At 48.0% G+C, this 21,582-nt stretch carries 20 protein-coding genes and 1 pseudogene; 13 read left to right on the top strand and 8 right to left on the bottom strand.

From position 1 onward, the window contains the following. Positions 1-128: 128 nt before the first annotated feature. On the top strand, positions 129-1,784 hold the full coding sequence (locus V1499_RS20230) for a glycerol-3-phosphate dehydrogenase/oxidase (protein ID WP_409272053.1): 1,656 nt from the start codon (positions 129-131) through the stop codon (positions 1,782-1,784). 430 nt (positions 1,785-2,214) lie between these two features. Here V1499_RS20230 and V1499_RS20225 read toward each other — a convergent pair whose 3' ends face one another. The 3 genes from V1499_RS20225 to V1499_RS20215 all read right to left on the bottom strand — a co-directional run bounded on the left by V1499_RS20225 (position 2,215) and on the right by V1499_RS20215 (position 4,463). After that, the gene (locus V1499_RS20225) at positions 2,215-3,111 is read right to left on the bottom strand and encodes an IS3 family transposase (RefSeq protein ID WP_409272051.1); all 897 of its coding nucleotides are present in this window, start codon (positions 3,109-3,111) and stop codon (positions 2,215-2,217) included. Next, positions 3,108-3,410: a transposase gene (locus V1499_RS20220; protein WP_409272049.1), complete on the bottom strand. Its 303-nt coding sequence runs from the start codon at positions 3,408-3,410 to the stop codon at positions 3,108-3,110. The genes V1499_RS20225 and V1499_RS20220 overlap by 4 nt, the downstream gene beginning before the upstream one ends. Positions 3,411-3,584: 174 nt before the next feature. Continuing rightward, positions 3,585-4,463 carry a glycerophosphodiester phosphodiesterase gene (locus V1499_RS20215; protein ID WP_409272047.1) on the bottom strand — a complete coding sequence of 293 codons (879 nt, stop codon included), beginning with the start codon at positions 4,461-4,463 and terminating at the stop codon, positions 3,585-3,587. A 124-nt stretch (positions 4,464-4,587) separates the two neighbouring features. Here V1499_RS20215 and V1499_RS20210 point away from each other — a divergent pair, with 124 nt between their 5' ends. The 6 genes from V1499_RS20210 (at position 4,588) to V1499_RS20185 (ending at position 10,617) form a co-directional block, all read left to right on the top strand. Next, entirely contained in the window at positions 4,588-5,391 is an 804-nt protein-coding gene (locus V1499_RS20210; protein WP_409276350.1) for an MgtC/SapB family protein, read from the top strand. 60 nt (positions 5,392-5,451) lie between these two features. After that, complete coding sequence (locus tag V1499_RS20205) at positions 5,452-6,585, top strand: ABC transporter ATP-binding protein (protein ID WP_409272045.1); 1,134 nt, start codon at positions 5,452-5,454, stop codon at positions 6,583-6,585. Next, positions 6,582-7,511: a carbohydrate ABC transporter permease gene (locus V1499_RS20200; protein ID WP_409272042.1), complete on the top strand. Its 930-nt coding sequence runs from the start codon at positions 6,582-6,584 to the stop codon at positions 7,509-7,511. The genes V1499_RS20205 and V1499_RS20200 overlap by 4 nt, the downstream gene beginning before the upstream one ends. Before the next feature lie 2 nt (positions 7,512-7,513). Next, positions 7,514-8,326, top strand: a complete 813-nt coding sequence (locus tag V1499_RS20195) for a carbohydrate ABC transporter permease (protein WP_409276349.1) — start codon at positions 7,514-7,516, stop codon at positions 8,324-8,326. A gap of 147 nt (positions 8,327-8,473) precedes the next feature. Continuing rightward, positions 8,474-9,781 (top strand): ABC transporter substrate-binding protein, encoded by a 1,308-nt coding sequence (locus tag V1499_RS20190; RefSeq protein ID WP_409276348.1) that lies wholly within the window; start codon positions 8,474-8,476, stop codon positions 9,779-9,781. A gap of 92 nt (positions 9,782-9,873) precedes the next feature. Then, a complete protein-coding gene (locus V1499_RS20185) occupies positions 9,874-10,617 on the top strand; it encodes a glycerophosphodiester phosphodiesterase (protein WP_409272040.1) in 744 nt (247 codons plus the stop codon). 54 nt (positions 10,618-10,671) lie between these two features. Here V1499_RS20185 and V1499_RS20180 read toward each other — a convergent pair whose 3' ends face one another. The 3 genes and pseudogenes from V1499_RS20180 to V1499_RS20170 all read right to left on the bottom strand — a co-directional run bounded on the left by V1499_RS20180 (position 10,672) and on the right by V1499_RS20170 (position 13,038). Then, complete coding sequence (locus V1499_RS20180) at positions 10,672-11,643, bottom strand: IS3 family transposase (RefSeq protein WP_409276274.1); 972 nt, start codon at positions 11,641-11,643, stop codon at positions 10,672-10,674. Positions 11,644-11,780: 137 nt separating this feature from the next. Then, positions 11,781-12,074, bottom strand: a pseudogene (locus V1499_RS20175) (helix-turn-helix domain-containing protein); the annotation flags it as partial. Positions 12,075-12,558: 484 nt separating this feature from the next. Next, the gene (locus tag V1499_RS20170) at positions 12,559-13,038 is read right to left on the bottom strand and encodes a GNAT family N-acetyltransferase (RefSeq protein ID WP_409272039.1); all 480 of its coding nucleotides are present in this window, start codon (positions 13,036-13,038) and stop codon (positions 12,559-12,561) included. A 133-nt stretch (positions 13,039-13,171) separates the two neighbouring features. On the opposite strand from V1499_RS20170, the gene V1499_RS20165 reads away from it, so the two are divergent. From V1499_RS20165 to V1499_RS20145, 5 genes are all read left to right on the top strand, one after another. Then, entirely contained in the window at positions 13,172-13,444 is a 273-nt protein-coding gene (locus V1499_RS20165) for a ubiquitin-like small modifier protein 1 (protein ID WP_409272037.1), read from the top strand. Between the two features lies 1 nt (position 13,445). Then, the gene (locus tag V1499_RS20160; RefSeq protein WP_409272035.1) at positions 13,446-13,721 is read left to right on the top strand and encodes a hypothetical protein; all 276 of its coding nucleotides are present in this window, start codon (positions 13,446-13,448) and stop codon (positions 13,719-13,721) included. A 475-nt stretch (positions 13,722-14,196) separates the two neighbouring features. Next, positions 14,197-15,159 (top strand): nucleoside hydrolase, encoded by a 963-nt coding sequence (locus V1499_RS20155; RefSeq protein WP_409272033.1) that lies wholly within the window; start codon positions 14,197-14,199, stop codon positions 15,157-15,159. After that, a complete protein-coding gene (locus V1499_RS20150; protein WP_409272031.1) occupies positions 15,156-16,088 on the top strand; it encodes a nucleoside hydrolase in 933 nt (310 codons plus the stop codon). Before V1499_RS20155 ends, V1499_RS20150 begins: the two co-directional genes overlap by 4 nt. A gap of 269 nt (positions 16,089-16,357) precedes the next feature. Beyond that, entirely contained in the window at positions 16,358-17,248 is an 891-nt protein-coding gene (locus V1499_RS20145) for a DMT family transporter (RefSeq protein WP_409272029.1), read from the top strand. Between the two features lie 455 nt (positions 17,249-17,703). On the opposite strand, the gene V1499_RS20140 is transcribed toward V1499_RS20145, so the two are convergent. Then, a complete protein-coding gene (locus V1499_RS20140; protein ID WP_409272028.1) occupies positions 17,704-18,414 on the bottom strand; it encodes a methyltransferase domain-containing protein in 711 nt (236 codons plus the stop codon). A gap of 115 nt (positions 18,415-18,529) precedes the next feature. After that, on the bottom strand, positions 18,530-20,371 hold the full coding sequence (locus V1499_RS20135; RefSeq protein ID WP_409272025.1) for an aldehyde ferredoxin oxidoreductase family protein: 1,842 nt from the start codon (positions 20,369-20,371) through the stop codon (positions 18,530-18,532). 174 nt (positions 20,372-20,545) lie between these two features. Between V1499_RS20135 and V1499_RS20130 the strand changes: the two genes are divergently transcribed. Continuing rightward, positions 20,546-21,568: a ThiF family adenylyltransferase gene (locus V1499_RS20130; protein ID WP_409272024.1), complete on the top strand. Its 1,023-nt coding sequence runs from the start codon at positions 20,546-20,548 to the stop codon at positions 21,566-21,568. Positions 21,569-21,582 lie beyond the last annotated feature (14 nt).

The raw sequence follows: 21,582 nt of genomic DNA, 5'->3' as shown, positions 1-21,582 counted from the left end.
TTTTGGAATTTGATACAATTATTTTAAGTTAATATGACGGCAGGAGAATTGGAGAGACCGCGAAGCATTATCACCAGGAGTGGTAATGTTTTTCGCGGTCTCTTTTCCTGTTTTTAGGAGGGAAACGAATGTTTACGAATTTGCACCGCGCGGAAATCATCGAAAAGCTAAAAGGGAAAACCTTTGATTTGCTTGTAATAGGCGGGGGTATAACAGGAGCCGGTATTGCCCTTGATGCGACAACTAGGGGAATTGAAACGGCCCTGATTGAGATGCAGGACTTTTCGGCGGGAACGTCAAGCCGGTCGACAAAGCTTGTGCATGGCGGATTGCGCTATCTGAAGCAGCTTGATGTAAAGGTCGTCTCCGAAGTCGGAAAGGAAAGAGCCATCGTTTATGAAAATGGCCCGCATGTGACGACCCCTGAATGGATGCTCCTTCCGTTCCACCAGGGAGGAACGTTCGGCAGCTTTTCTACGTCGATTGGCCTGAGGGTATACGATTTTCTTGCCGGTGTAAAAAAGGAAGAACGACGCTCCATGCTGTCCGTTGAAGAGACATTGCAAAAAGAGCCGCTCATCAAAAAGCTGGGCCTAAGGGGTGGCGGTTATTACGTAGAATACAGGACCGATGATGCAAGACTCACAATTGAGGTCATGAAAGCGGCTGTTGAAAAAGGTGCGACGGCAATCAATTACGCGAAAGCGGATGACCTGGTTACGGAAGCCGGCAAAGTGGTTGGCGTTGTGGTCAAAGATCAGCTGACTGGCGAGACGTACCAGGTTTTCGCGAAAAAAATCATCAACGCTACCGGCCCGTGGGTCGATACAATCCGAGAAAAAGATCGCTCGAAAAAAGGGAAGATGCTGATTTTATCAAAAGGGGTTCATATCGTCATCGACCAATCCCGTTTTCCTCTAAAGCAGGCGGTTTATTTTGATACACCCGACAAACGGATGATCTTCGCGATTCCACGCGGCGGGAAAACATATGTTGGCACGACGGATACCTTTTATAACGGGGATAAAGTGAATCCAAGGATGACCTTCACGGACCGCGATTACCTGTTATCGGCAATCAACTATATGTTCCCCGAGGTGAATGCGAAGCCGGAGGATGTGGAATCCAGCTGGGCAGGCATACGGCCGCTTATTCATGAAGAAGGGAAGAGTCCGTCCGAAATCTCCCGCAAGGACGAAATTTGGGAGTCGGAATCCGGCCTCATTACCATTGCCGGCGGAAAACTGACCGGGTACCGCAAAATGGCCGAAACGATTGTCGACTTTGTCGCCATGAAGTTGGAATCTGTCGGACAGAAAAAACCTGGGCCTTGTAAAACGAGGTCAATCAAAATATCCGGAGGCGATTTCGGAGGTTCTGGGAATTTCGCAAGCTTCATCACTTCGGCCATTCAGCAGGGAACGAGCATGGGGCTTAGTGATCAGGATGCTCGACACTTGGCGTCTTTTTATGGATCGAATGCGCCTGTTGTTTACGATTTAGCCAAAATCCACAGGGATGACGCAGAAAAATTCGGCATGCCGGCGGTCCTGATGGCAAAATTGGTCTACGGCATCCAGTATGAAATGGTGGCGACTCCGCTTGACTTTTATTTCAGGAGAACTGGCGACCTGCTATTCGATATTGGTTCCGTAAGAAAGTACCGTGAGCCGGTCCTCGCCTATATGGGAACCTTGTTCAAGTGGAGCCAGGAGCAGGCCGCCATGTATGCGGCTGAACTTGAGACAGAGCTTGAATTTGCTGCTACCCCTGTCGCTGAATAACGTAAGATTGGAGTTTAAAGTAATGAAAAGGGCTGGCGCACGTTATGTGGCCAGCCCTTTTCTTTGTGTTAGAGTAAGGGGTGTTGATTAACCTGTTGTTCTAAATAGAGATGAGTTCGCTTCTTATTCGTGAAGACAGTTTCGAGACCGGAAACCGTTTGAAAGTGTCTTCATAAACCCTATGAAGACAGTTTCGAGGCCGGAAACCGTTTGAAAGTGTCTTCATTAACCCTATGAAGACGGTTTCGAGGCCGGAAACCGTTTGAAAGTGTCTTCATAAACTCGATGAAGACAGTTTTGGTCTTATGTCAAGAAAGTGGACACTAAAATTCGATAACATTTTTGGAAAAGAACCTACCGCACTTCGTTTGGTGGGGGTTTAAAAGTGATAAGTCCAAAAACCGGACGTATCCCTTTTAAACCCAAAGGGTTAACTTACGAGCGTTGTTCCCTCGTAAACAGACACATATTTTCTCTCGAATTTATTTGGTGAATAGTAGCCCAAGGTTGAGTGCTTCCTTCTATCGTTGTAAAAACTACGAATATAGTGGTCAATAGATTTGATGGCCTCGGCACGAGTCCTATACCGGCGTCTGTAGATCAATTCCTTTTTGATTGTCGCATGGAAGGATTCGATGCACGCATTGTCATATGGATTGCCCTTCCGGCTCATACTAATTTTCATTTCGTTGGTATTCATAACTTCGATGTACTTATTGGAACAATATTGCGAACCACGGTCTGAGTGGTGGATCAGCCCCTTGCCCGGCTTCCGGATCTGGATGGCCATATTCAAAGCCTTCAGGGGTAATTCCTTTTTCATGGTGGAGTCCATACTCCAGCCTACAATCTTTCGTGAAAAGAGGTCCATAACCGTCGACAAATAAACCCAGCCTTCCAGGGTCCAGACATAGGTGATGTCCGCAACCCAAGCCCGATTAGGCTCCTGGATTTTAAAATCCCGATTCAGTTCGTTTGGAAAGACAGGCATGTCATGATTCGAATCCGTTGTCACGACATACTTCTCCTCCGGTATCGCACGAAGGCCCAGTTCCTTCATAATCCGGGCAACAGTTTTCTGGGAGATTGTGTACCCCCATTCAACGAGGTCATCATGCACCCTCGGGCTGCCATAGGTGCCTCCACTCTCATGATAAGACTTTTGAATTTTTTGCCTAATTTCCTTATTGTATTTCTCTTTTTCCGAATCAATGTTGGCTTGGCAATCCAGCCATTTGTAGTACCCACTCTTCGATACTTTCAGCACTTTGCACATCATCACTACAGTATGTTCATCTCGATGAGCATAAATGAAACTGTATATCACGCTTGGTTTTTCGTGAAAATGTGCATGGCCTTTTTTAATATTTCGTTCTCCTCCCTGAGCTGTTGGAGTTCTTTCTCATGTTCTTTCTTCAGCTTCTCGAGCTCACTAGGAGTGACATAGGCTTCCCGTTTAGTCCCTTGGCTTGTGCGTTCTTTATAAGCGTTTATCCACTTTCTCACTGTGGAATAGGGAAGTTCCAGTTCATAGGCAACCTGTTTAGCGACCCTGCCCTCCTCAACGATTAACTTTGAAACATAGTCTTTGTATTCCTGATCATAATGTTTCCCCAAATTGAACACGTCCTTAGTAAAGTTATATTAAGTATAAGGGATGACCCTTTTGACGTGTCCACTTTTTAGACTAACTTAAGTTTCGAGGTCGAAAGCCGTTTGAAAGTGTCTTCATAAACCCGATGAAGACAGTTTCGGGGATGGAAGCCGTTTAAAAGTGTCTTCATAACACGATGGAGACAGTTATTCCGCCGACTTCCGCCCGAGTAGTTCAGCAAGGCGATTCGGGTAATTTGTAAAGGCTCCATCGACCCCGATCTCCAGGGCTTCTTTCATATCCTGTTCCGAGTCAATCGTATAGGGATGTACCGCCAGTCCTGCTTCGTGGGCCGTTTGAACATAGTCTGGATCGATTTTTTCGAAGTTCGGCCCAATTCCAGCCGCATACTGTCGAATCATTCGCGCTTCCTTTTCAGTAAGGGAAGCGTGTCCTTTATATTTTTTTAGCTGGATGAGCGGGATGCCGGGTTCTAACTCGTGAATCCTTATTAGGCTCTTGCTGCTGAAGGATTGGACGATAAGGCCGGGGTGCTTTCCTTCCTCGGTCCTGAAGACACCATATTTTCTTGCCAGCTCAATTAATTTTTCCTCCATCCCCGGATATTCGTCAGGGGATTTTGTTTCAATATAATAATTTGCTGAAGTCCCGAAATGCTTAAAAATCTCCTCTAATGTAGGGATCCTTACGTTTCCAAACTCGGGGCGCGCGTACTCCGGATGGAGGCGATTGAACCAGGAACCCGCATCGAGGTGTTTTATTTCCTCCAAAGAAAAAGAATTAGCCGCACCGGTTCCATCGGTTGTCCGGTCTACTGTTTTATCATGCATGGCAATTAAATGGCCGTCGTTGGTCATTTGCAGGTCGATTTCCAAATAATCCGCGCCTAAGAGATGGGCCAGTTCGTATGACGGAATCGTATGCTCGGGCGCGTAGGCGGAAGCGCCGCGGTGCCCGATGATCATGAACCCGCCCGGTAAAGCCGATGCCGGAGCCGTTTCCGTATACCCGCATCCTGATATGGTAAGCACTATGAAAAGAATGATAACTAGGTTTTTGTACATCCAGGCACCCCGAATCTGAATTTCTATTTAAAGATACTTTAAATACTATTAAGATAGGTACAATCATCATAAGATTTGACGAAATTTTGGATTTATTGTAATATTATAACAAGTTAATAGCGTGATGGAGATCAGGAGGCTCACATTTATTGTCTATTTTTTTATAGGCATGATTTGTGGCCTCCTTTTGCATAACCAGGGGGTGAAACCAGTTACAATTTCGGCAACAGCGATTATTGGACGACTTCTTTTGGCTGCTTTTCTTGGCGGCCTTATCGGGTGGGAGCGTGATTTGCGCAACAAGCAGGCAGGAGTGAAGACGCATTTGCTCGTTTCTGTAGGGGCAGCCTCGATCATGCTCTTATCCATCTATGGATTCAATGAGACAATCAACCACGTGAATGCCCGTTTCGATCCGGCGCGGCTGGCACATGGCGTGATTAGCGGGATCGGTTTCCTCGGAGCCGGCGCAATTCTGAAACACTCCAACAGAAGCGTTACGGGTATAACCACAGCGGCGACTTTATGGGTTGTTTCCGCCATCGGCCTTGCTGTCGGAAGCGGTTTTTATCTTCCTGCCCTCGTCACAACGGGAATCGTCATGTTAACCGTTTTTGTCCTCAGGGGATTAGAAGAAAGGTTCCTGGCAACCTACAAATTTATTACCTTTACCCTCACGATGAAGGACGAAGCGCAAATTTTGGGCAAAATCAACAAGCTCTTCAAAAATGAAGATGCGGACATCGAGTCGATTTCGATGTCGGATGAGTATTTCTTTCTCGAAGAAGGGTATCTGTCGATGGATATCCGGGTGAAAATTTCTTCGAAGAAAAATATTTTGGAACTTTCCAGGGACTTGGGAAGCCTGGATGGGATCAAACAAGTAAAGCTGAATAATAAAGCCATTCCTTCACGGGCGGCAGAATAATTTTTTCATGAAAACTAAAAGCAAAAATGAAAGCGCTTAAATAGAGAAGGGGTGGCAATTTTGAAAAAAGTCGAGTTGGTGAACGTTTCCAAATCATATGACAAGAAAACGGATGTCATCACTGATATTAACGTAACAATCGATCCCGGAGAGTTTTTCGTGCTTGTCGGCCCGTCCGGCTGCGGGAAAAGTACGATGCTGCGAATGATTGCGGGGCTTGAGGAAATAACAGGCGGAGTCCTTCGAATTGGCGGCATGGAGGCAAACCATCTCCCGCCGAGCAAACGGGACATTTCAATGGTGTTCCAAAACTATGCTCTGTATCCCCATTTGACTGTTGAAGAAAATATCGTGTTCGGGCTTCATGTAAAAAAAGTGTCCAAGCATGAAAGGAAAAAACGGTGTGATGATGTTGCCATGATGCTTGGCCTAACGCCTTATTTGAAAAGGAAGCCACGAGAGCTTTCCGGGGGCCAAAGGCAGCGTGTCGCATTGGCAAGGGCAATCGTCAACCAGGCGCCGATTTGCCTAATGGACGAGCCTCTGTCCAACCTGGATGCGAAGCTACGCGCGCATATGCGGTCCGAAATAAGGCAAATCCAGAGAAGGCTTGGCATTACGATGATCTATGTTACCCATGACCAGGTGGAAGCAATGACAATGGGTGACCGGATCATGATCCTCCATGACGGGAAAATCCAGCAAATCGGCAAACCAATCGATATTTACAACAATCCGGCAAATCCTTTCGTCGCAACCTTTATTGGCTCGCCGCCGATGAACATCGGGGATGGCAAGGTTGACCGCAAAAACTCCGTCGTAACGGTTGGCGATGGCGCGAAAATAGTTGTTCCGGCAAAGGACCAGGGGCTGCTGAAATCAGAGCGGATCATTGTCGGTATCCGTCCGGAGCACTTAAAGCCCTCCACGAAAGATTCTGATGGGGAAAACCGGGTCGATGTAAAGGTAGTCAACGTCGAGGTTCTTGGAAACGAAACGATCTTTTCTTTCAATATGGGCGGACAGGAATGGCTCGCAAAATGGACGGGCCAATGGCGCATCGATGTTGGCGATACGATCCCAATCATCATCAATTATGATTCGGTATGCTTCTTTGATGTTGAAACAGAGAAAATCGTTAAGACGCCTACGGATATAGAAAACTATGTGTTCGGTAAAGAGGTGCTCATATGAAAGCGGAAGTAACCGGCCGTGTGGCATACACCCCTCCCAAACTGTCCTTGTGGAGAAGGTCGCTTAATGCACGGACAGCGCTTCTGTATTTGTTCCCTTCAATTCTGCTGTTTACGGTTTTCGTTTTTTATCCGATGTTCAGGACGATTTATTTAAGCTTTTTCCTGACCGACCAGCAGGGGACCGCAGCCGTTTTCGTTGGCATGGAAAATTACCAATATCTCCTTGAGTCGCCAGCCTTCAGGAATAGTGTGAAGGCAACCGTCCTGTTTGTCCTGTATACGGTTCCGACAGGCGTTATCATTTCCCTTTTTCTTGCACTAATAGCGAATGAAAAGCTGAAAGGAATCGGTTTTTTCCGGACAATTTACTCCTCAACAATGGGGATATCGGTAGCGGCCTCATCCGTCGTTTGGCTGTTTTTGTTCCACCCGAGCATCGGGATGTTCAACCGGCTGCTCCATGTTCTTGGCATGCCAGGGGTCCAGTGGCTTCTCGATCCGGATTGGGCGCTTGTTTCCATATCCATCTCGACGATTTGGATGAACATCGGCTTCTCTTTCCTGATTCTTCTGGGAGGCCTTCAGAATATCGATGAATACTTATACGAAAGCGCGAAAATCGACGGTGCCGGCTATTGGTACCAGCTGAGAAGGATTACGATCCCGATGCTTTCGCCGACCCTGTTCTTCATCATTACGATTTCCCTGATCAATGCGTTCCAGACGTTTGGCCAGGTTGATATTTTAACAAAAGGGGGCCCTTCCCAGGCGACCAATCTGATAGTCTATTCGATTTACCGTGAAGCATTCGTCAACTACCAATTCGGCACGGCGAGCGCGCAGGCAGTATTCCTGTTCATCTGTATACTCGTTGTCACCATTTTGCAATTTAAGCTCGGAGAAAAGAAGGTGCATTACCAATGAGCATGTCCTTGCCTAAAAAAATACTGTTCTATGTTTTGCTCGTTCTATCTGCCTTCCTTGTTTTCTTTCCGGTCCTATATGCATTCATGATCAGCTTCATGACCGGAGGGGAAATCCTTCAGGGGAAGTTCTTTCCGAGTTCCTTCAGTTTTGAAAACTATGCAAAAGTATTCGACAGGCTTCCGTTAATGAAGTACTTGATTAATAGTTTTGTCGTTTCATTCGGGGTCATGCTTGGCCAGCTTGTCGTCTGCAGCATGGCGGCATACGCGTTCGTCTTCATCCCCTTTAAGGGGCGTGATTTCATCTTTTTCCTTTTTATTTCGACGATGATGATTCCGTGGGAAGCAACGATGATCCCAAACTTTTTTACCATCCAGAAGCTTGATTGGATGAATACATACCAGGGCCTTACCGTCCCGTTCTTCGCGCTCGCATTCGGGACGTTCCTGCTTCGCCAGCATTTCAAGACGATTCCAAAAGAGCTGCATGAAGCGTCCGAGGTTGCGGGATTGAGCAAATTTGCCTTTTTTTGGAGGGTCATTTTGCCAATTTCAAAAACAAGCCTTGTAACCCTGGGCGCGTACGGATTTTTGACAACATGGAATATGTATTTATGGCCATTGCTTGTCACCAGCACAAACCAAGTCAGGACCGTGCAAATTGGATTGAAACAGCTTCAATCGCAGGAGGTCGCAACAGAGTGGGGTGTCGTCATGTCCGGGGTAATCGTTGTCATAATCCCGACGCTGATCCTCTTGTTCGCCGGGCAAAAGCAGCTCCAAAAAGGCCTTACACAAGGAGCAATCAAATAAAAAACGAATTGGTTCCACCTTTTGGCGTCTCGCTCAGTTAGGAAGTGCCGGAAGTTTTTATAAAAAATTAAAAAAGGGGTGTAGGAAAAGTTGAAAAAGAAACTTAAATGGTTATTTGTTCTCAGCACGATTATCAGCATTCTTATCATGTCGGCCTGTTCAAACGATGCAAGCAAAGGAACAAATGAGAAGGACAATAACAGCAAGGATCCTGGTGAAAAGCAGGAGAAAACGGAAATTTCGTTCTGGCATGCTATGTCTGGCCCAGGCCAAGTGGCGCTTGACAGCATTGTTGCCGATTTTAACAATTCACAGGATAAATATGTTGTAAAAGCAGAATTCCAGGGTACATATGAAGAGTCTCTCACAAAGCTTCGCAGTGTCGGCGGTACAAAGGATGCACCGGCTATTACCCAGGTATTTGAAGTTGGTACGAAATACATGATTGAAAGCGGCTATATCGAGCCGATGCAAACATTCATCGACAAGGATAACTATGACCTTTCCCAGCTGGAGGATAACATCCTGAACTACTACCGTGTCGATGGAAACCTGTATTCCATGCCATTCAATTCCTCGACGCCTGTTATGATCTACAACAAGGATGCGTTCAAGGAGGTCGGACTTGATCCGGAAAGCCCGCCGCAAACCTTCAACGAGGTAAAAGAAGCGGCAAAGAAGCTTACCAAGAAAAACGAACGTTTTGGTTTCTCCATGCTGACGTATGGCTGGTTCTTTGAACAGCTCGTCGCAACACAAGGAGGACATTATGTCGACAATGACAACGGCCGTTCCGATGATGCCACAAAGGCAGTCTTTAATGGAGAGGAAGGCCTTCGCGTCTTCAATTGGCTAAATGAAATGAACAAAGCGGGAACGTTCGGGAACTACGGAACGAACTGGGATGATATCCGCGCCGCGTTCCAAACAGGCAAAGTTGCAATGTATATGGATTCATCAGCGGGTGTAGCCGGCGCGATCAACAACTCTCCGTTTGAAGTGGGAGTCGCCTACATTCCATATCCGGATGAAGTCGAAAGGCAAGGGGTTGCCATCGGCGGCGCTTCCCTCTGGATGTCAAAAGGAATTGCCGAGGAAGAACAGGAAGCAGCATGGGAGTTCATGAAATACCTCGCAACTCCCGAAAGCCAGGCGAAGTGGCATGTTGGAACAGGCTATTTTGCCATCAACCCAGCCGCTTATGACCAGGATATCGTGAAGACTGAATGGGAAAAATACCCGCAATTTAAAGTGACGGTTGACCAGCTTCAGTCAACAAAAGCATCGTATGCGACCCAAGGCGCGCTCATCTCTGTGTTCCCTGAATCACGCCAGCAGGTAGTAACGGCACTGGAAAACATGTATCAAGGAATGGATCCGAAAAAGGCGCTCGACCAGGCCGCTGATGGAACAAATAGGGCAATTGAAATCGCCAATAAAACGAAGAAGAAATAATCGATAAATTAGGGTGGGCGCCTTTCATCCCGGCGAAAATCGGGGAAATGGCGCCCGCCTTGTTGGGATTTTTTTAAAAAGAGGTGCGGCATATGGGAAGGACAAAAATTTATGCACACAGGGGAAGCAAGGGGACGCATCCCGAAAATACGTTGGAAGCTTTCAGGGAAGCGGTTAGGCTTGGAGTGGACGGCATCGAGCTAGATGTCCACCTCTCGAAGGATGGCGAGCTGGTGATTATCCATGATGAAACCGTCGACCGGACGACGAACGGGACGGGAAATGTACGCGACATGACGCTTCAAGAGCTGAAAAGCCTTGACGCGGGATCCTGGTATGGCTGGGAATTCCAAGGCGCAGGGATTCCGAAGCTCGATGAGGTGCTCGAGCTGTTGGCCGGCACCGGAATCATGCTCAATGTCGAAATCAAAAGCGACGTCATCCCGTACGAGGGAATCGAGAAAAAGGTGCTTGAAGCACTCGAGCGGCATTCCTATAAGGAGCGGGCGATCATTTCATCCTTTAACCATTACAGCCTGAAAAAGGTTCGGGAGCTTGATCCGGAAATCGAAACCGCGATCCTCTTCATGGAGGTTCTCCATGAACCATGGGCGTATGCAAAGACCATTGGCGCTTTCGGGCTTCATGTCTATCTTCCCGTTGCCTATACCGAAATGGCCAGGACAGCCACCAAACTTGGAGTCCCGGTCCGTGTTTTCACAGTAAACAAGGAAAAAAATATGAGAGAGCTTATTGATCTTGGCATCGATACAATCATGACCGACTACCCGGAACGTGTTCTTGGAATCAGAAGCGGGCGTGACGGAGTGGAATAGAGATTTTAGGAAGGACCTAGAGTGTGCTGAACCCTAAAAGTTAGACCAAAATATTTAAGCAGCTAGTTGGCTGGTATGAAGACGGTATTCAACCGGGCTCATGCCAGTCAATTTTGCTTTTATTCTTTCATTGTTATAGTAAAAAATATAATCAGTCACTGCTTGCTTAAGCTCGTCAAATGAATGATAAACTTTACCGTAATACATTTCCTGCTTCATTATTCCGAAGAAGTTTTCCATTGGTGAATTATCGAGACAGTTTCCTTTCCGTGACATACTTTGAAAGACGCCATTATCTTTCAGTTTCTTAACGTACGTGTTCATTTGGTAACCCCAGCCTTGATCAGAGTGTATAGTAGTTCGATAGGGGCAATCTTTTGTTATTTCAATTGCTTCGTCTAGAGCATCCAATATTGCTTTTGCGTTGGGGCGTTCCGAGAACCGAAATGATAGAATTTCCCCATTAAATATATCTAGGAACGGATCTAAATAAGCCTTCTTGATAATCATCTTCCCATCAGAGTCGGTCATGTAGTATTTGAATTCAGATGTATCAGTTGTTAATTTTTGATGCGGGATGCTTGTATGGAATCTGCGGTTGACAAGGTTCTTAGAAATTTTACCTATGCTTCCTTTATAAGTGCTATATTTGCGAGATTTACGTGTGTATGAGGTACAAATAATACCCAGCTTATTGGTGATCCGAAGGATTTTTTTGTGATTTACGATATAACCTCTCTTACGTAATTCCATATCAATTCGACGATAACCATAATTTCCATTATGTTTATCTACAATATCCTGGATAATACTTTCAATCTCTTCATCTGGATTAGGTTCATTAAATCGCTTTTGCCAATACATATAGGTTGCCTTTGGAAAACCTGTAGCTTCAAGGATAACAGCTAATTTGAATTCTTTTCTGAGTTCATGGATGATCCTGGATTCTGTTTTAGCAGTCGGCTCGGAATATTTATCCCTGAAGCTCGGAGCTTTTTTAAATAGGCATTCTCCGCGCGCAGTAATTCTATTTCTTTTAAAAGTTGTTCTTCCTTCGTCATTTTCTTTTCGTTTTTCTTGTTCTTCGGCTTGTTGGACACGGATGGACGCCCCTTTAATTTAGAGAGCCCTTCAATACCTTCATTTTGCCATTTCCTCAACCAATTAAGAATCATAGGCGGTTCAGTAATGCCAAATTTTCTAGCAACCTCTTCAAGGGAATCTCCTGTTCTTACCTTATAGTTTAGGACATCTAATTTAAATTGAACAGGATAATTCGTAGATGCTTTTTTAGTAATTAAGCCCTGTTTCCCGAATTGATGGAACGCACTGACCCATTTTCTTATATTGGTTTTACTTCGAATTCCAAACCTAGTCGCCAAGGAAGCATATCCACCTTCACCGGCTAAATAAGCGTCTACTACCTTTTGCTTAAATCCCTCATCATATTTGACCATAAAAAACACCCCAAAAGTTAGAATTTGTTCGTCTAACTTTTGGGGTGCACATCAGAGCGGCAGGTCCTTCCTTTTTTTGATTTGGGGAAAATAACATGCGGTTACGGGGTAGCAATCGGGGATGGCCTCCATCTTTTGGGGCATGCACTCAAGTTATGGACAAAGAGTAGGTATTTCTGTAGTTTAGTGTCCGAAAGGGGCCTGGATTCGGACAGGGAACAAGAGTTTTCGGGGTTTGGTGTCAGAATGAGGAGGGGATTCTGCCAGGGAATAAGAGTTTTCGAGGTTTGGTGTCCGAATGAGGGCAGGATTCGGACAGGGAACAAGAGTTTTCGGGGTTTGGTGTCAGAATGAGGAGGGGATTCTGACAGAGAACTTGAGTTTACAAAGTTTGGTATCCGAATGAGGCTGGGGTTCTGACAGAGAATATGGGTTTTCGGAGTTTAGTTTCAGAATTGGCCAAAGAACACTGGGTTCAATAACCTCACTGCCTGCTTTTAAAAACACTGATTAAATAATCTTCCTCCGGAATGTCCCCCAAATATTCGAGACCGCACCCCGTATAAAACTCCCTGAGCTTATGGTTGCCTGCCCAGCAGTCGAGGTACATGGGCTTGCCGGCGGTTTTCGCTAAAGTACATGTGAAAGACACGATTTCTTTTCCTAAACCTTGCCCCTGATAGGTAGGGAGAATGGCAATCTTTGAAAGGTATAGACTACCTTCTTCCATCTGCAAGGCTGAAAAATTGGCTGCCTTTACAATCCAGAATGCCCCAACGATGATTCCGTCCAATCCCGCTGTAAAGACTTCACGCCTTTCAATGGCGTCTTCTAAGATATCCGCCCGCCACGGATAGTCCCATTGGTTGATTCCTTTCCTGTATAGATGCAAAGTGACTTCATTGTAAAGTGCAATAATATCACTGCAATTTTCACCATCAGCCACATTGAATGTCGCTGCCATGCGTATCTCTCCTCGCAGACTATTTTAAAATAAGTGTAATCCAGTGGGCCTTGAATAGGAATCAAATTGTCCGCTTTCTGGGTGACATTCACCAGTGTTTCCCTTAAGATGGTAGTTAAAAGGGGGAGTTTGCATGCAGGTCAAGGTGTTTGCCAATCTCCGCGTGATCTGCGGGGGTGTAACTGTTGAAGTGAAGCCTGACGGGGACCGGGTCATTGATGTGTTGGAGAAAATGGTTGAAATGTTCCCGGATATCGAAGAGGAAATTTTCACGCCGGAACGGACGCTTAGGGATTTTGTCCATGTGTACATAAACGGAAAAAATATCGTCCATCTCGACGGACTGGAAACCACGGTAAGCGAGACGGATCAGTTCGCGTTGTTCCCGCCGGTTGCGGGCGGCTGAGATGGCTGAAACCATTCTTGAATTCCGCGGCATCAATCTTCTCCATCTCGGACTATACTTCGAGGAACTGGGCGGGGTGTGGACGGGAGAATCCGACATGCCGAAAAAGTATAGAGGAGGAAGCTGGAGCGGGGAAATCCTCTCGGAAAAAGAAATTGCCTTCACCCCGAATTTCAAGGTGAACTCCGTCATGGTCCGCTTCCGGGCGGAAACAGAGGAAGAGCTTGCAGCGCTTATTAAACGCTATCGCTACAAAACGACAAGGGTCGGCGGGTAGGCCTACGGTTCAGGGGATTGCAGGAAAATGGAAAATAGATTACCTTTAGTATCAGGCGGGCCTCAAGGTGCCTAAATAGAATTTGCGTTGCACCCGGTTTTTGGGGTGTTTTTTTATTTCTCAAAATCATGCTAATCAATAGGCCGCTGAGCCACTTTCGTGAACAACGTTTGTGGTTTTTTCACTTAAGCACTCGTAAACAGCGTTTCCGTTTTTAAAAAGTCCATCCTAATAAACAGCGTTTGCGTATATTTAAAAGTCCTCCGCAGTATTCTCCGGGTAAATTCGTTTTGAACTTATTCAAGACGCCGAACTGGGGGTGTGCAGTTTCCGCCAGGTGCATGGGCCCAAAGGATTTTTTTACAAAAAGCGGGGTTAAACTTGGATGTAGCCGAAACGCCTGGTAAAGTGATATTCTGAGTTATGTTAGAAAAGCGTTTACGCGAAACAACAAGTGAAAAGCAGGTGAGTAGTGGTGAAGAAAGTAATTCTGGATATTGATACGGGCATAGATGATGCTCTTGCTATCGTATATTTGTTAAAGCATCCGAATGTTGAAGTGAAAGGCCTGACGACGGGCTTTGGAAATGTTAGTGTGGAACAGGCGACGAAGAATACCCTTCAGGTCGCGGAGCTGACAGGGAGGCCGGATGTTCCGGTTTTTGCCGGTGCTTCTAAACCGTTGCTTAGGACGTGGAATGGGCCAGTCGTGCATGTCCACGGCGAGAATGGGATTGGGAATGTTTCGCTGCCCGAGCCGAAAGCAAAGGCCGGGGACGAGAGGGCTTCTGATTTCATTGTGCGGGCGGTGAATGAGGAGCCGGGCGAGATTTCGGTCATTACCGTCGGCCGGCTGACAAATCTTGCCGAGGCGCTTGCCAAGGACCCTTCTCTTCCGAAAAAGGTAAAAGAGGTAGTCATCATGGGTGGCGCTGTAAAGGTGCCGGGGAATGTGACGCCGGTGTCGGAAGCGAACATCGCCGGTGACCCGGAAGCTGCGAATATGGTATTCGAGGCTGGCTTCCCTCTGACAATGGTCGGCCTGGATGTGACGATGCAAACGCAAATTACGGCAGGGGACATGGCGTGGATGGTGAGCCAGAAGGATGGTACGAACGCGGAGCTCATCGATGCGCTCGATGAGATGGTCCGGTTCAGGCTCGTTGCGTACAAGAAGCAGGACGGCATCGACGGAAGTCCGCTCCATGATCCGTTGGCGGTTGCTGTAACCCTTCATCCTGACCTTGTAAAAACAACACCAATGCTCGTCGCGATTGAAACGAAGGGCCAGCTTTCCTCGGGAGCGACCATCGCGGACCTCCGCGGCTCGGAAAAGCCTTACTACAATGTGGACGTCTGCCTTGAAGTCGACGCTGAGCGCTTCATCAAGGAATTCGTGGAAGTCGTTTCCGGCAAGCAAAGGGAGGTTTTAAAATGAAGAAAGTTATCCTTGATGTTGATACAGGTATCGATGACGCACTGGCGATTGCATATGCTGTGAATTCTAAGGACAGTGAACTCGTCGGGATTACGACCAGCTTCGGGAATACATCGGTGGATGAAGCGACCCGCAATACACTGCAGCTGCTTGAATTGCTAGGCCGCGAGGATATTCCGGTTTGTCCGGGCGCGGAAAAGCCGTTGTTCCGGCCTCCGTTGAAGGAGAAAGCTGCGTTCATCCATGGCGACGATGGGATGGGGAACCATTCGCTGCCATTGCCAAAAGCTAAACCGTCCGAAAAGCATTCGGTCGAGTTCATCATTGAGATGATTCATAAGCATCCAAATGAAATCACCCTTGTCTTTGTTGCGAGCCTGGCAAACCTTGCGCTTGCTGTTATGAAGGACCCGTCGATTGTTGAAAAGGTCGAGCGTGTGGTCATCATGGGTGGTGCCGCGACCGTGCCGGGGAATGCGACGCCGGCAGCGGAGGCGAATATTTATGCGGATCCGGAAGCAGCCGAGTATGTTTTCCGTTCGGGGCTTCCGGTCACAATGGTCGGCCTTGATGTGACAATGCAGACGCTCCTTCCGTGGGAACAGCTAGAGGTATGGAGGCAAAAGAAAACGCCGCTTGGCGATTTCATGGCGCATATTGTGGAGTTTTACATAAATGCGTACCGGAACATGTATCCAAACATAAAAGGCTGCGCGCTTCATGATCCGCTCGCGATAGGGGCTGTCATCAACCCTGGTTTTATTAAAACAAAACCGATGCATATCCAGGTCGATTGCGATGGGATCCACTCGGTCGGCAGGACGATCGCGGATTTACGAAGCATCCCGGCGAACCCGCCGAACGTCGATGTTGCGCTTGAAGTCGACGCCGATGGATTCCTGAAGCATTTTCTGAGTGTGGTTGTTTAAGTGGGAGTTGTTTGACCAGTGTGGTTGATTGGATGGTGTAGTGGTCTAACCGCTTAACCTGATTGACCAGCCCTGTTGCCTGGTGGCTCAGAAGGCAGTCTCAAGAGCTCAATTGGATAGCAGTTAATAAATAGGGTAAAATTTCGGGGAAGCCGTTCCCGTGGAATTCAACGGAAGCCGGTTTTCCGTTTTCCACAGGGGCGGCTTTCTTTCCCTTGGAAAATGGTCTCGGAGTATGTAAAGGGCAGTACGTCGGAAGGGTTGATACGTTGAATAGAACGCTTGGTATATTATCAGTATTATTGGCTTCCTCAATATATGGATTTGTGAATACGATCGTAAAGCTCGCCTATGCGGATGGCTTTGAGTTCCCGGAGCTGACAATCAGCCAATATGTCTATGGAACAATAGGACTTATTATTTTGATTTTAGTGACGCGCTCTTTTGGGAGAGTAACGGTACGGGACTACTTGAAGCTGCTTGCGGTCGGGGGAATCGGCCTTGGCGGAACGAGCCTCGCACTTTACAAAAGCCTTGCCTTTGTGCCGACGTCCGTTTCACTGGTGATGCTGTTCCAATTTACTTGGATTGGGCTCCTGATTGAAATGCTTGTTTTTAAAAGAAAGATTCACCGGAATGAGTGGCTTGCGGTGGCGATCGTCCTAACCGGGACCTTGCTTGTACTGCGGATAACCGGGATTGATTCGGGTGCTTTCAACGCACCAGGACTGATTTTCGGATTTATCGCGGCGATGTGCTATTCCATTTTCTTGGTCGGCGCATCGGTACTGCCTGAAACGATTCCGCAGTTTTATAAAAACGGTCTGATGGTGTCCGGGACGCTTGTGTTGATGTTTATCGGTTTCGCGGTGACTACGCCACTAGCGGAAATCAACCCGTTCGGCGCGGTTCTGAAATGGGGACTGCTGCTTGGGATACTCGCCCAGCTTTTGCCCCCGGTCCTGTTCACTTACGGGGCGCCAAAAATCGGCGGAACGCTAACGTCCATTTTGAGTTCAGTCGAATTGCCGATCGGCATCATCGCCTCCAATCTGATATTGGGCGAACAGGTCGTCCTCGTCCAGTGGATCGGGATGCTGCTCATCCTTACCGGAATTGTTGTGTCACAGGTACGGCATGGCGAGACCGGAAAGGCGTAGGGGCGGGGGGTTAGGGATTCGTTACTGGAAGGAACGGCTTCACGACCGTTTCGCCTGTAAAAGTCATTCGAAATGGTCTTGATACTGCCTGTCAGGACCGTTTCACTTGTGTAAGCTCCATGAAACGGTCGTGATAACCCGGCGCGTCCTTCATGTAGTAACCTCTTTTTTCTTGGTGAAGACACTTTTAAGCTGCAAGTTTACTTTAATCTGTCTTCATACCTTCGATGAAGACAGTTTCAACGGGGAAGCTGCTCCCAAAGTGTCTTCATAGCCTCGATGAAGACAGTTTCAACAGGAAAACCGCTTCAAAAGTGTCTTCATATCTTCGATGAAGGCAGTTTCAACGGGGAAGCTTCTCTGAAAGTGTCTTCATACCTTCGATCCAAGAGAGTTTTAACTTGCAAGTCTACTTGAACCCATCTTCATTTTCCGGAGGTACTCGTCGTTTCCATTCAGTTTGCCGCTTTTGCCCAAATAATTAGGAACTGTGGTGTCTGGAGAAGCTTTTCAAAGGCATCAGGCTTCTGGGTTTTGAATGTTTCCGTTGGGATGGGCTCTATGACTTCCTTTATGGTAAAAAAGGCAAGAGTGTCGTTCAAAATCTTGTGCAGCGGCCTTCTGTAGAATGGCACATTGAACACTTTGCCATCCTTTTTCCACTGGTCGATGATCAGCTCGGTTGAAAAATAGTCTGGGTTTTCAAGGAATTTGATATCTGCGAACGGATGGCGAATGGAAAACAGGAAATCGCCCCCGGGAGTCAAAACGCGGTTGAATTCATTAAAGGTAAGCTGCCAATCTTGTAAATAGTGGAGAGTGAGCGAGCTGACAACGTAATCGAATGACTGGCTGGCGAATGGGAGGGGTTCCGCCAAGTCGTGGCAAAAGATTTTGGCTTTGTCGCCAACACGCCGTTTGGCGGCATTGACCATCTCGGGGCTTAAGTCAATGCCCACGACCTTCGCGCCTCGATTAGCTAGCTGAAGCGTATACCACCCAGCTGCGCAGCCCGCGTCGAGGATTACTTTCCCGGTTAAATCCTCCGGCAAAACCGCTAGCATGGCTGGCCGTTCGTATTCGCTATTGTACAAACTGTTTGTGTCGACCGATTTTTCATAAGCGCCAGAAAGCCCGTTAAAAACATCTTTTACTTTATCTTTCATTGGTCACCTCGTATAGATACTATTGGAAAAAGTAAGGCTTCTGCACAAATCGCGCAGAAGCCTTGGTTTATTTTTCAAATAAGATGCATTCCCAGGTTTATTGTAGCCGCCTGTTTTAAACGAGCTGGCTTCCTGGTTCCGCGGCGGCGGGGAGAATCCCGAGTTCACGTAGTTTTTCTTCCGGTACGACGCCGTCTACCCAGCCGCGGGCCTGGTAGTATTCGTCAAGCATGATGTCCATGCGGCTGACGGATCCGGCGCTGTTTCCTGTTGCCGGCTCTTCGGTGAAGCGCTTCGGCAGGAAGTCGTCCTCACGGCGGTTGAAGCCGGCGAGGTTGTTGTAATAGCGTTCAAGATTGTAAATCCGTTCCCCGGCGAGCATGACGTCTTCCGCTGTCATCGGGATGCCGGTCATTGTGCTGTACTGCTCGGCATAATGCTCGGCGTTTTCGGAGAAGGATGAGAATTTACAAATATTCATCGAGTCGGAGAAGGAGAGTAGGTCCTGGAATATTTTCAGGAGCTCGCCCTTTCCTTCAGGCTGCAGGCGGTCGGTTGGTTCCGGGATGCCGGCGATTTCCGATGCAACGGTATAGCCGCGCAGGTGGCAGGCGCCACGGTTGCTTGTCGCATAGCCAAGGCCGATCCCCTGGATGCCGCGCGGGTCGTATGCCGGGATTGACTGGCCTTTGACCGACATTGACAGGTGAGGTGCTCCCCACATTGCGGATGCACGGGCAGGGCCCTCGGCAAGGATGCCGCCGAAGCCTTCGCGGTGGGCGATTTTCCTTGTCATTTCAATCATCTTATCGGCGTCGCCCCAGTCAAGCTGCTCGTCGACGATGCCTTTTTCGTATGCTTCCATCGTGACCGAGAAGGCATTCCCAAGCTCGATCGTGTCGATTCCGTATTCGTTGCATGAGTCGATCAAGTAGGCGATTGCTTCGGAGTTGCTCAGGCCGCTGTTCGCGCCAAGCGCCCAGGCGGATTCGAATTCGAAGCTTTCAACCCGGGTTTTGTACTTGCCGTCCTTGACTTCGACTTCAATTTTACAGGCGACGGGGCAGGCGTGGCATGTATTGTTGGCAACAAGCAGGTGCTCGTTTACATACTCGCCGCTATGCAATTCCGCTTGGTCCCAGTTGGTGAACTGGGCGTTCTTTGTCGGAAGCGCTCCAACCTCGTTGATCAGGTTTGTCAGGACGTTTGTACCGTATACGGACAAACCGCCCTTGTTCGGCGCGGTCAGGCCGCCTTCAAGAATCGCTTTAACCGCTTTTTTATTTGCCTCTTTGTACTCGTTTTCAAGTGCTGGCTGCGGCATATTGCCTTTTTGCGCAGCCTTGATGACGATCGCCTTCAATTTTTTATATCCGGCAACAGCGGCTGTTCCACCCCGGCCGGCAGAACGGTCATGCTCGTTGATGAAGGATGCGTAGCGGACGGTGTTTTCCCCGGCCTGGCCGATTGCCATAACGCTAAGGTCTTCCGCGCCGTATCGGTCCTTCATCGCTTTGACCGTTGCCCGTGTGGACGTTCCCCACTCGGCGGATGCATCGCGCAATTCCGCTTTGCCATCCTCTATGTAGAGGTAAACCGGCTTGTCGCTTTTTCCTTTGAAAATAATGTTGTCAAAACCGGACCATTTCAGGCGCGCTGCAGTCCAGCCGCCCATATGGGAATCGGTTACCGTTCCGGTCAACGGCGACTTTGTTACAACCGCAAGGCGTCCGCTCATCGAGGAACGGGAGCCTGTCACCGGCCCGGTCATAATGCAGAGGATGTTTTCTTCCGAGAGCGGTTCCACCTCCGGCCCGTTGTCAAGGACATACTTGACGCCAAGGCCGCGCCCGCCGATATACTTCCGTGCATCTTCTTCATTAATGCCCCTGTACTCCACTGTTCCATTGGTCAAATCAACAACTGCTTCCCTGTTTTTGAAACCGCCAAGTTTCATTGATTTGGAGCCCCCTTACATGGATTGGATTGAACTAAAAAAACGCATGTACCTGTTATATATTCTTCATCGCATTGCATATTCCTTCCTATTTTAAAAATAATTTAAAATTTTTAGTTAATTACTGTTTATCTTTTATAATAGAAGAAAGACGAAACGAAGGGAGGCTGGCGGATGGAACGTTATTCTCGCCAAATACTTTTTAAGCCGATTGGGGAAGAAGGGCAGAAGCGGCTGCTTGAAAGCCGGGCGGCAGTGGTCGGGATGGGCGCGCTTGGAACAGTGATCGCCAACCATCTTGTCCGTTCGGGGGTGGGATATGTACGGCTTATTGACCGAGACTTGGTCGAGTTGTCCAATCTGCAACGCCAGACACTTTATACCGAGGACGATGCGCGTAAAAATCTTCCCAAGGCAGTTGCCGCTGCTGAGAGGCTGAGGGCGGTTAACTCGGAAATCACCATTGACCCGGTCATTGCCGACTTAAACTTGGATAACGCGGAGGAACTTTTGGCGGGGTTTGATGTTATCGTCGATGGCACCGACAACTTTTCAGCGCGGTACCTGGTGAACGATATAGCTGTCAAATTCGGGATTCCGTGGGTGTATGGCGGCGCAGTTAGCTCGCGCGGCATGTTCGCTGTTATTAAACCAGGAAAGACGCCGTGCTACCGGTGCCTGTTCCCGGACGCTCAGGCTGGCCTCGGCGAGACGTGCGACACGATTGGCGTCCTGTCGCCTGTCACCGAAATTATTGGTTCGTTCGAAGCGATGGAGGCACTCAAAATTTTAGTCGGAGCAGAGCACAACCCGAATCTCGAGCAAATCGACATTTGGTACAACTCGAACATGCAAATGGACATTTCCAAAGGGAGGAACCCAGATTGCCCGTGTTGTGGGCAACGGCAATTCGAGTTCCTCGACCGTTCCTCTGACCGACAAGTCGCTTTTACCGCGTTATGCGGGCGCGACACCGTCCAGATCAATCCGCGGAAAAAGGACCTGGTCGAGCTGGAAAAATTGGCTGGCGTCCTCCGCGAAGCAGGCACTGTTACCGCGGCGAACCCATTTTTGCTGAAATTTTTGCCCGATGAACGCATCACCATGGTGTTTTTCAAGGACGGACGCGTTTTGGTGCACGGCACAAACGACCTGGCTGAGGCAAAATCGTATTTTGCCAGGTACGCAGGGGCTTAAGGCCAGGTAAATTT

The organism is Neobacillus oceani (genome assembly GCF_046237595.1).
Taxonomy (GTDB): Bacteria; Bacillota; Bacilli; order Bacillales; family Cytobacillaceae; genus Bacillus_D; species Bacillus_D oceani.
The sequence above is the reverse complement of the archived record's forward strand: the minus strand, read 5'-3'. Positions and strand labels throughout refer to the sequence as shown.

Bases quoted from the DNA above. Each gene is read 5' to 3' on its own strand.
- V1499_RS20230 (WP_409272053.1), top strand. From the start codon at position 129: ATGTTTACGAATTTGCACCGCGCGGAAATCATCGAAAAGCTAAAAGGG.
- V1499_RS20215 (WP_409272047.1), bottom strand. From the start codon at position 4,463: ATGTACAAAAACCTAGTTATCATTCTTTTCATAGTGCTTACCATATCA.
- V1499_RS20210 (WP_409276350.1), top strand. From the start codon at position 4,588: ATGGAGATCAGGAGGCTCACATTTATTGTCTATTTTTTTATAGGCATG.
- V1499_RS20200 (WP_409272042.1), top strand. From the start codon at position 6,582: ATGAAAGCGGAAGTAACCGGCCGTGTGGCATACACCCCTCCCAAACTG.
- V1499_RS20195 (WP_409276349.1), top strand. From the start codon at position 7,514: ATGTCCTTGCCTAAAAAAATACTGTTCTATGTTTTGCTCGTTCTATCT.
- V1499_RS20190 (WP_409276348.1), top strand. From the start codon at position 8,474: ATGTCGGCCTGTTCAAACGATGCAAGCAAAGGAACAAATGAGAAGGAC.
- V1499_RS20185 (WP_409272040.1), top strand. From the start codon at position 9,874: ATGGGAAGGACAAAAATTTATGCACACAGGGGAAGCAAGGGGACGCAT.
- V1499_RS20170 (WP_409272039.1), bottom strand. From the start codon at position 13,038: ATGGCAGCGACATTCAATGTGGCTGATGGTGAAAATTGCAGTGATATT.
- V1499_RS20165 (WP_409272037.1), top strand. From the start codon at position 13,172: ATGCAGGTCAAGGTGTTTGCCAATCTCCGCGTGATCTGCGGGGGTGTA.
- V1499_RS20160 (WP_409272035.1), top strand. From the start codon at position 13,446: ATGGCTGAAACCATTCTTGAATTCCGCGGCATCAATCTTCTCCATCTC.
- V1499_RS20150 (WP_409272031.1), top strand. From the start codon at position 15,156: ATGAAGAAAGTTATCCTTGATGTTGATACAGGTATCGATGACGCACTG.
- V1499_RS20140 (WP_409272028.1), bottom strand. From the start codon at position 18,414: ATGAAAGATAAAGTAAAAGATGTTTTTAACGGGCTTTCTGGCGCTTAT.
- V1499_RS20135 (WP_409272025.1), bottom strand. From the start codon at position 20,371: ATGAAACTTGGCGGTTTCAAAAACAGGGAAGCAGTTGTTGATTTGACC.
- V1499_RS20130 (WP_409272024.1), top strand. From the start codon at position 20,546: ATGGAACGTTATTCTCGCCAAATACTTTTTAAGCCGATTGGGGAAGAA.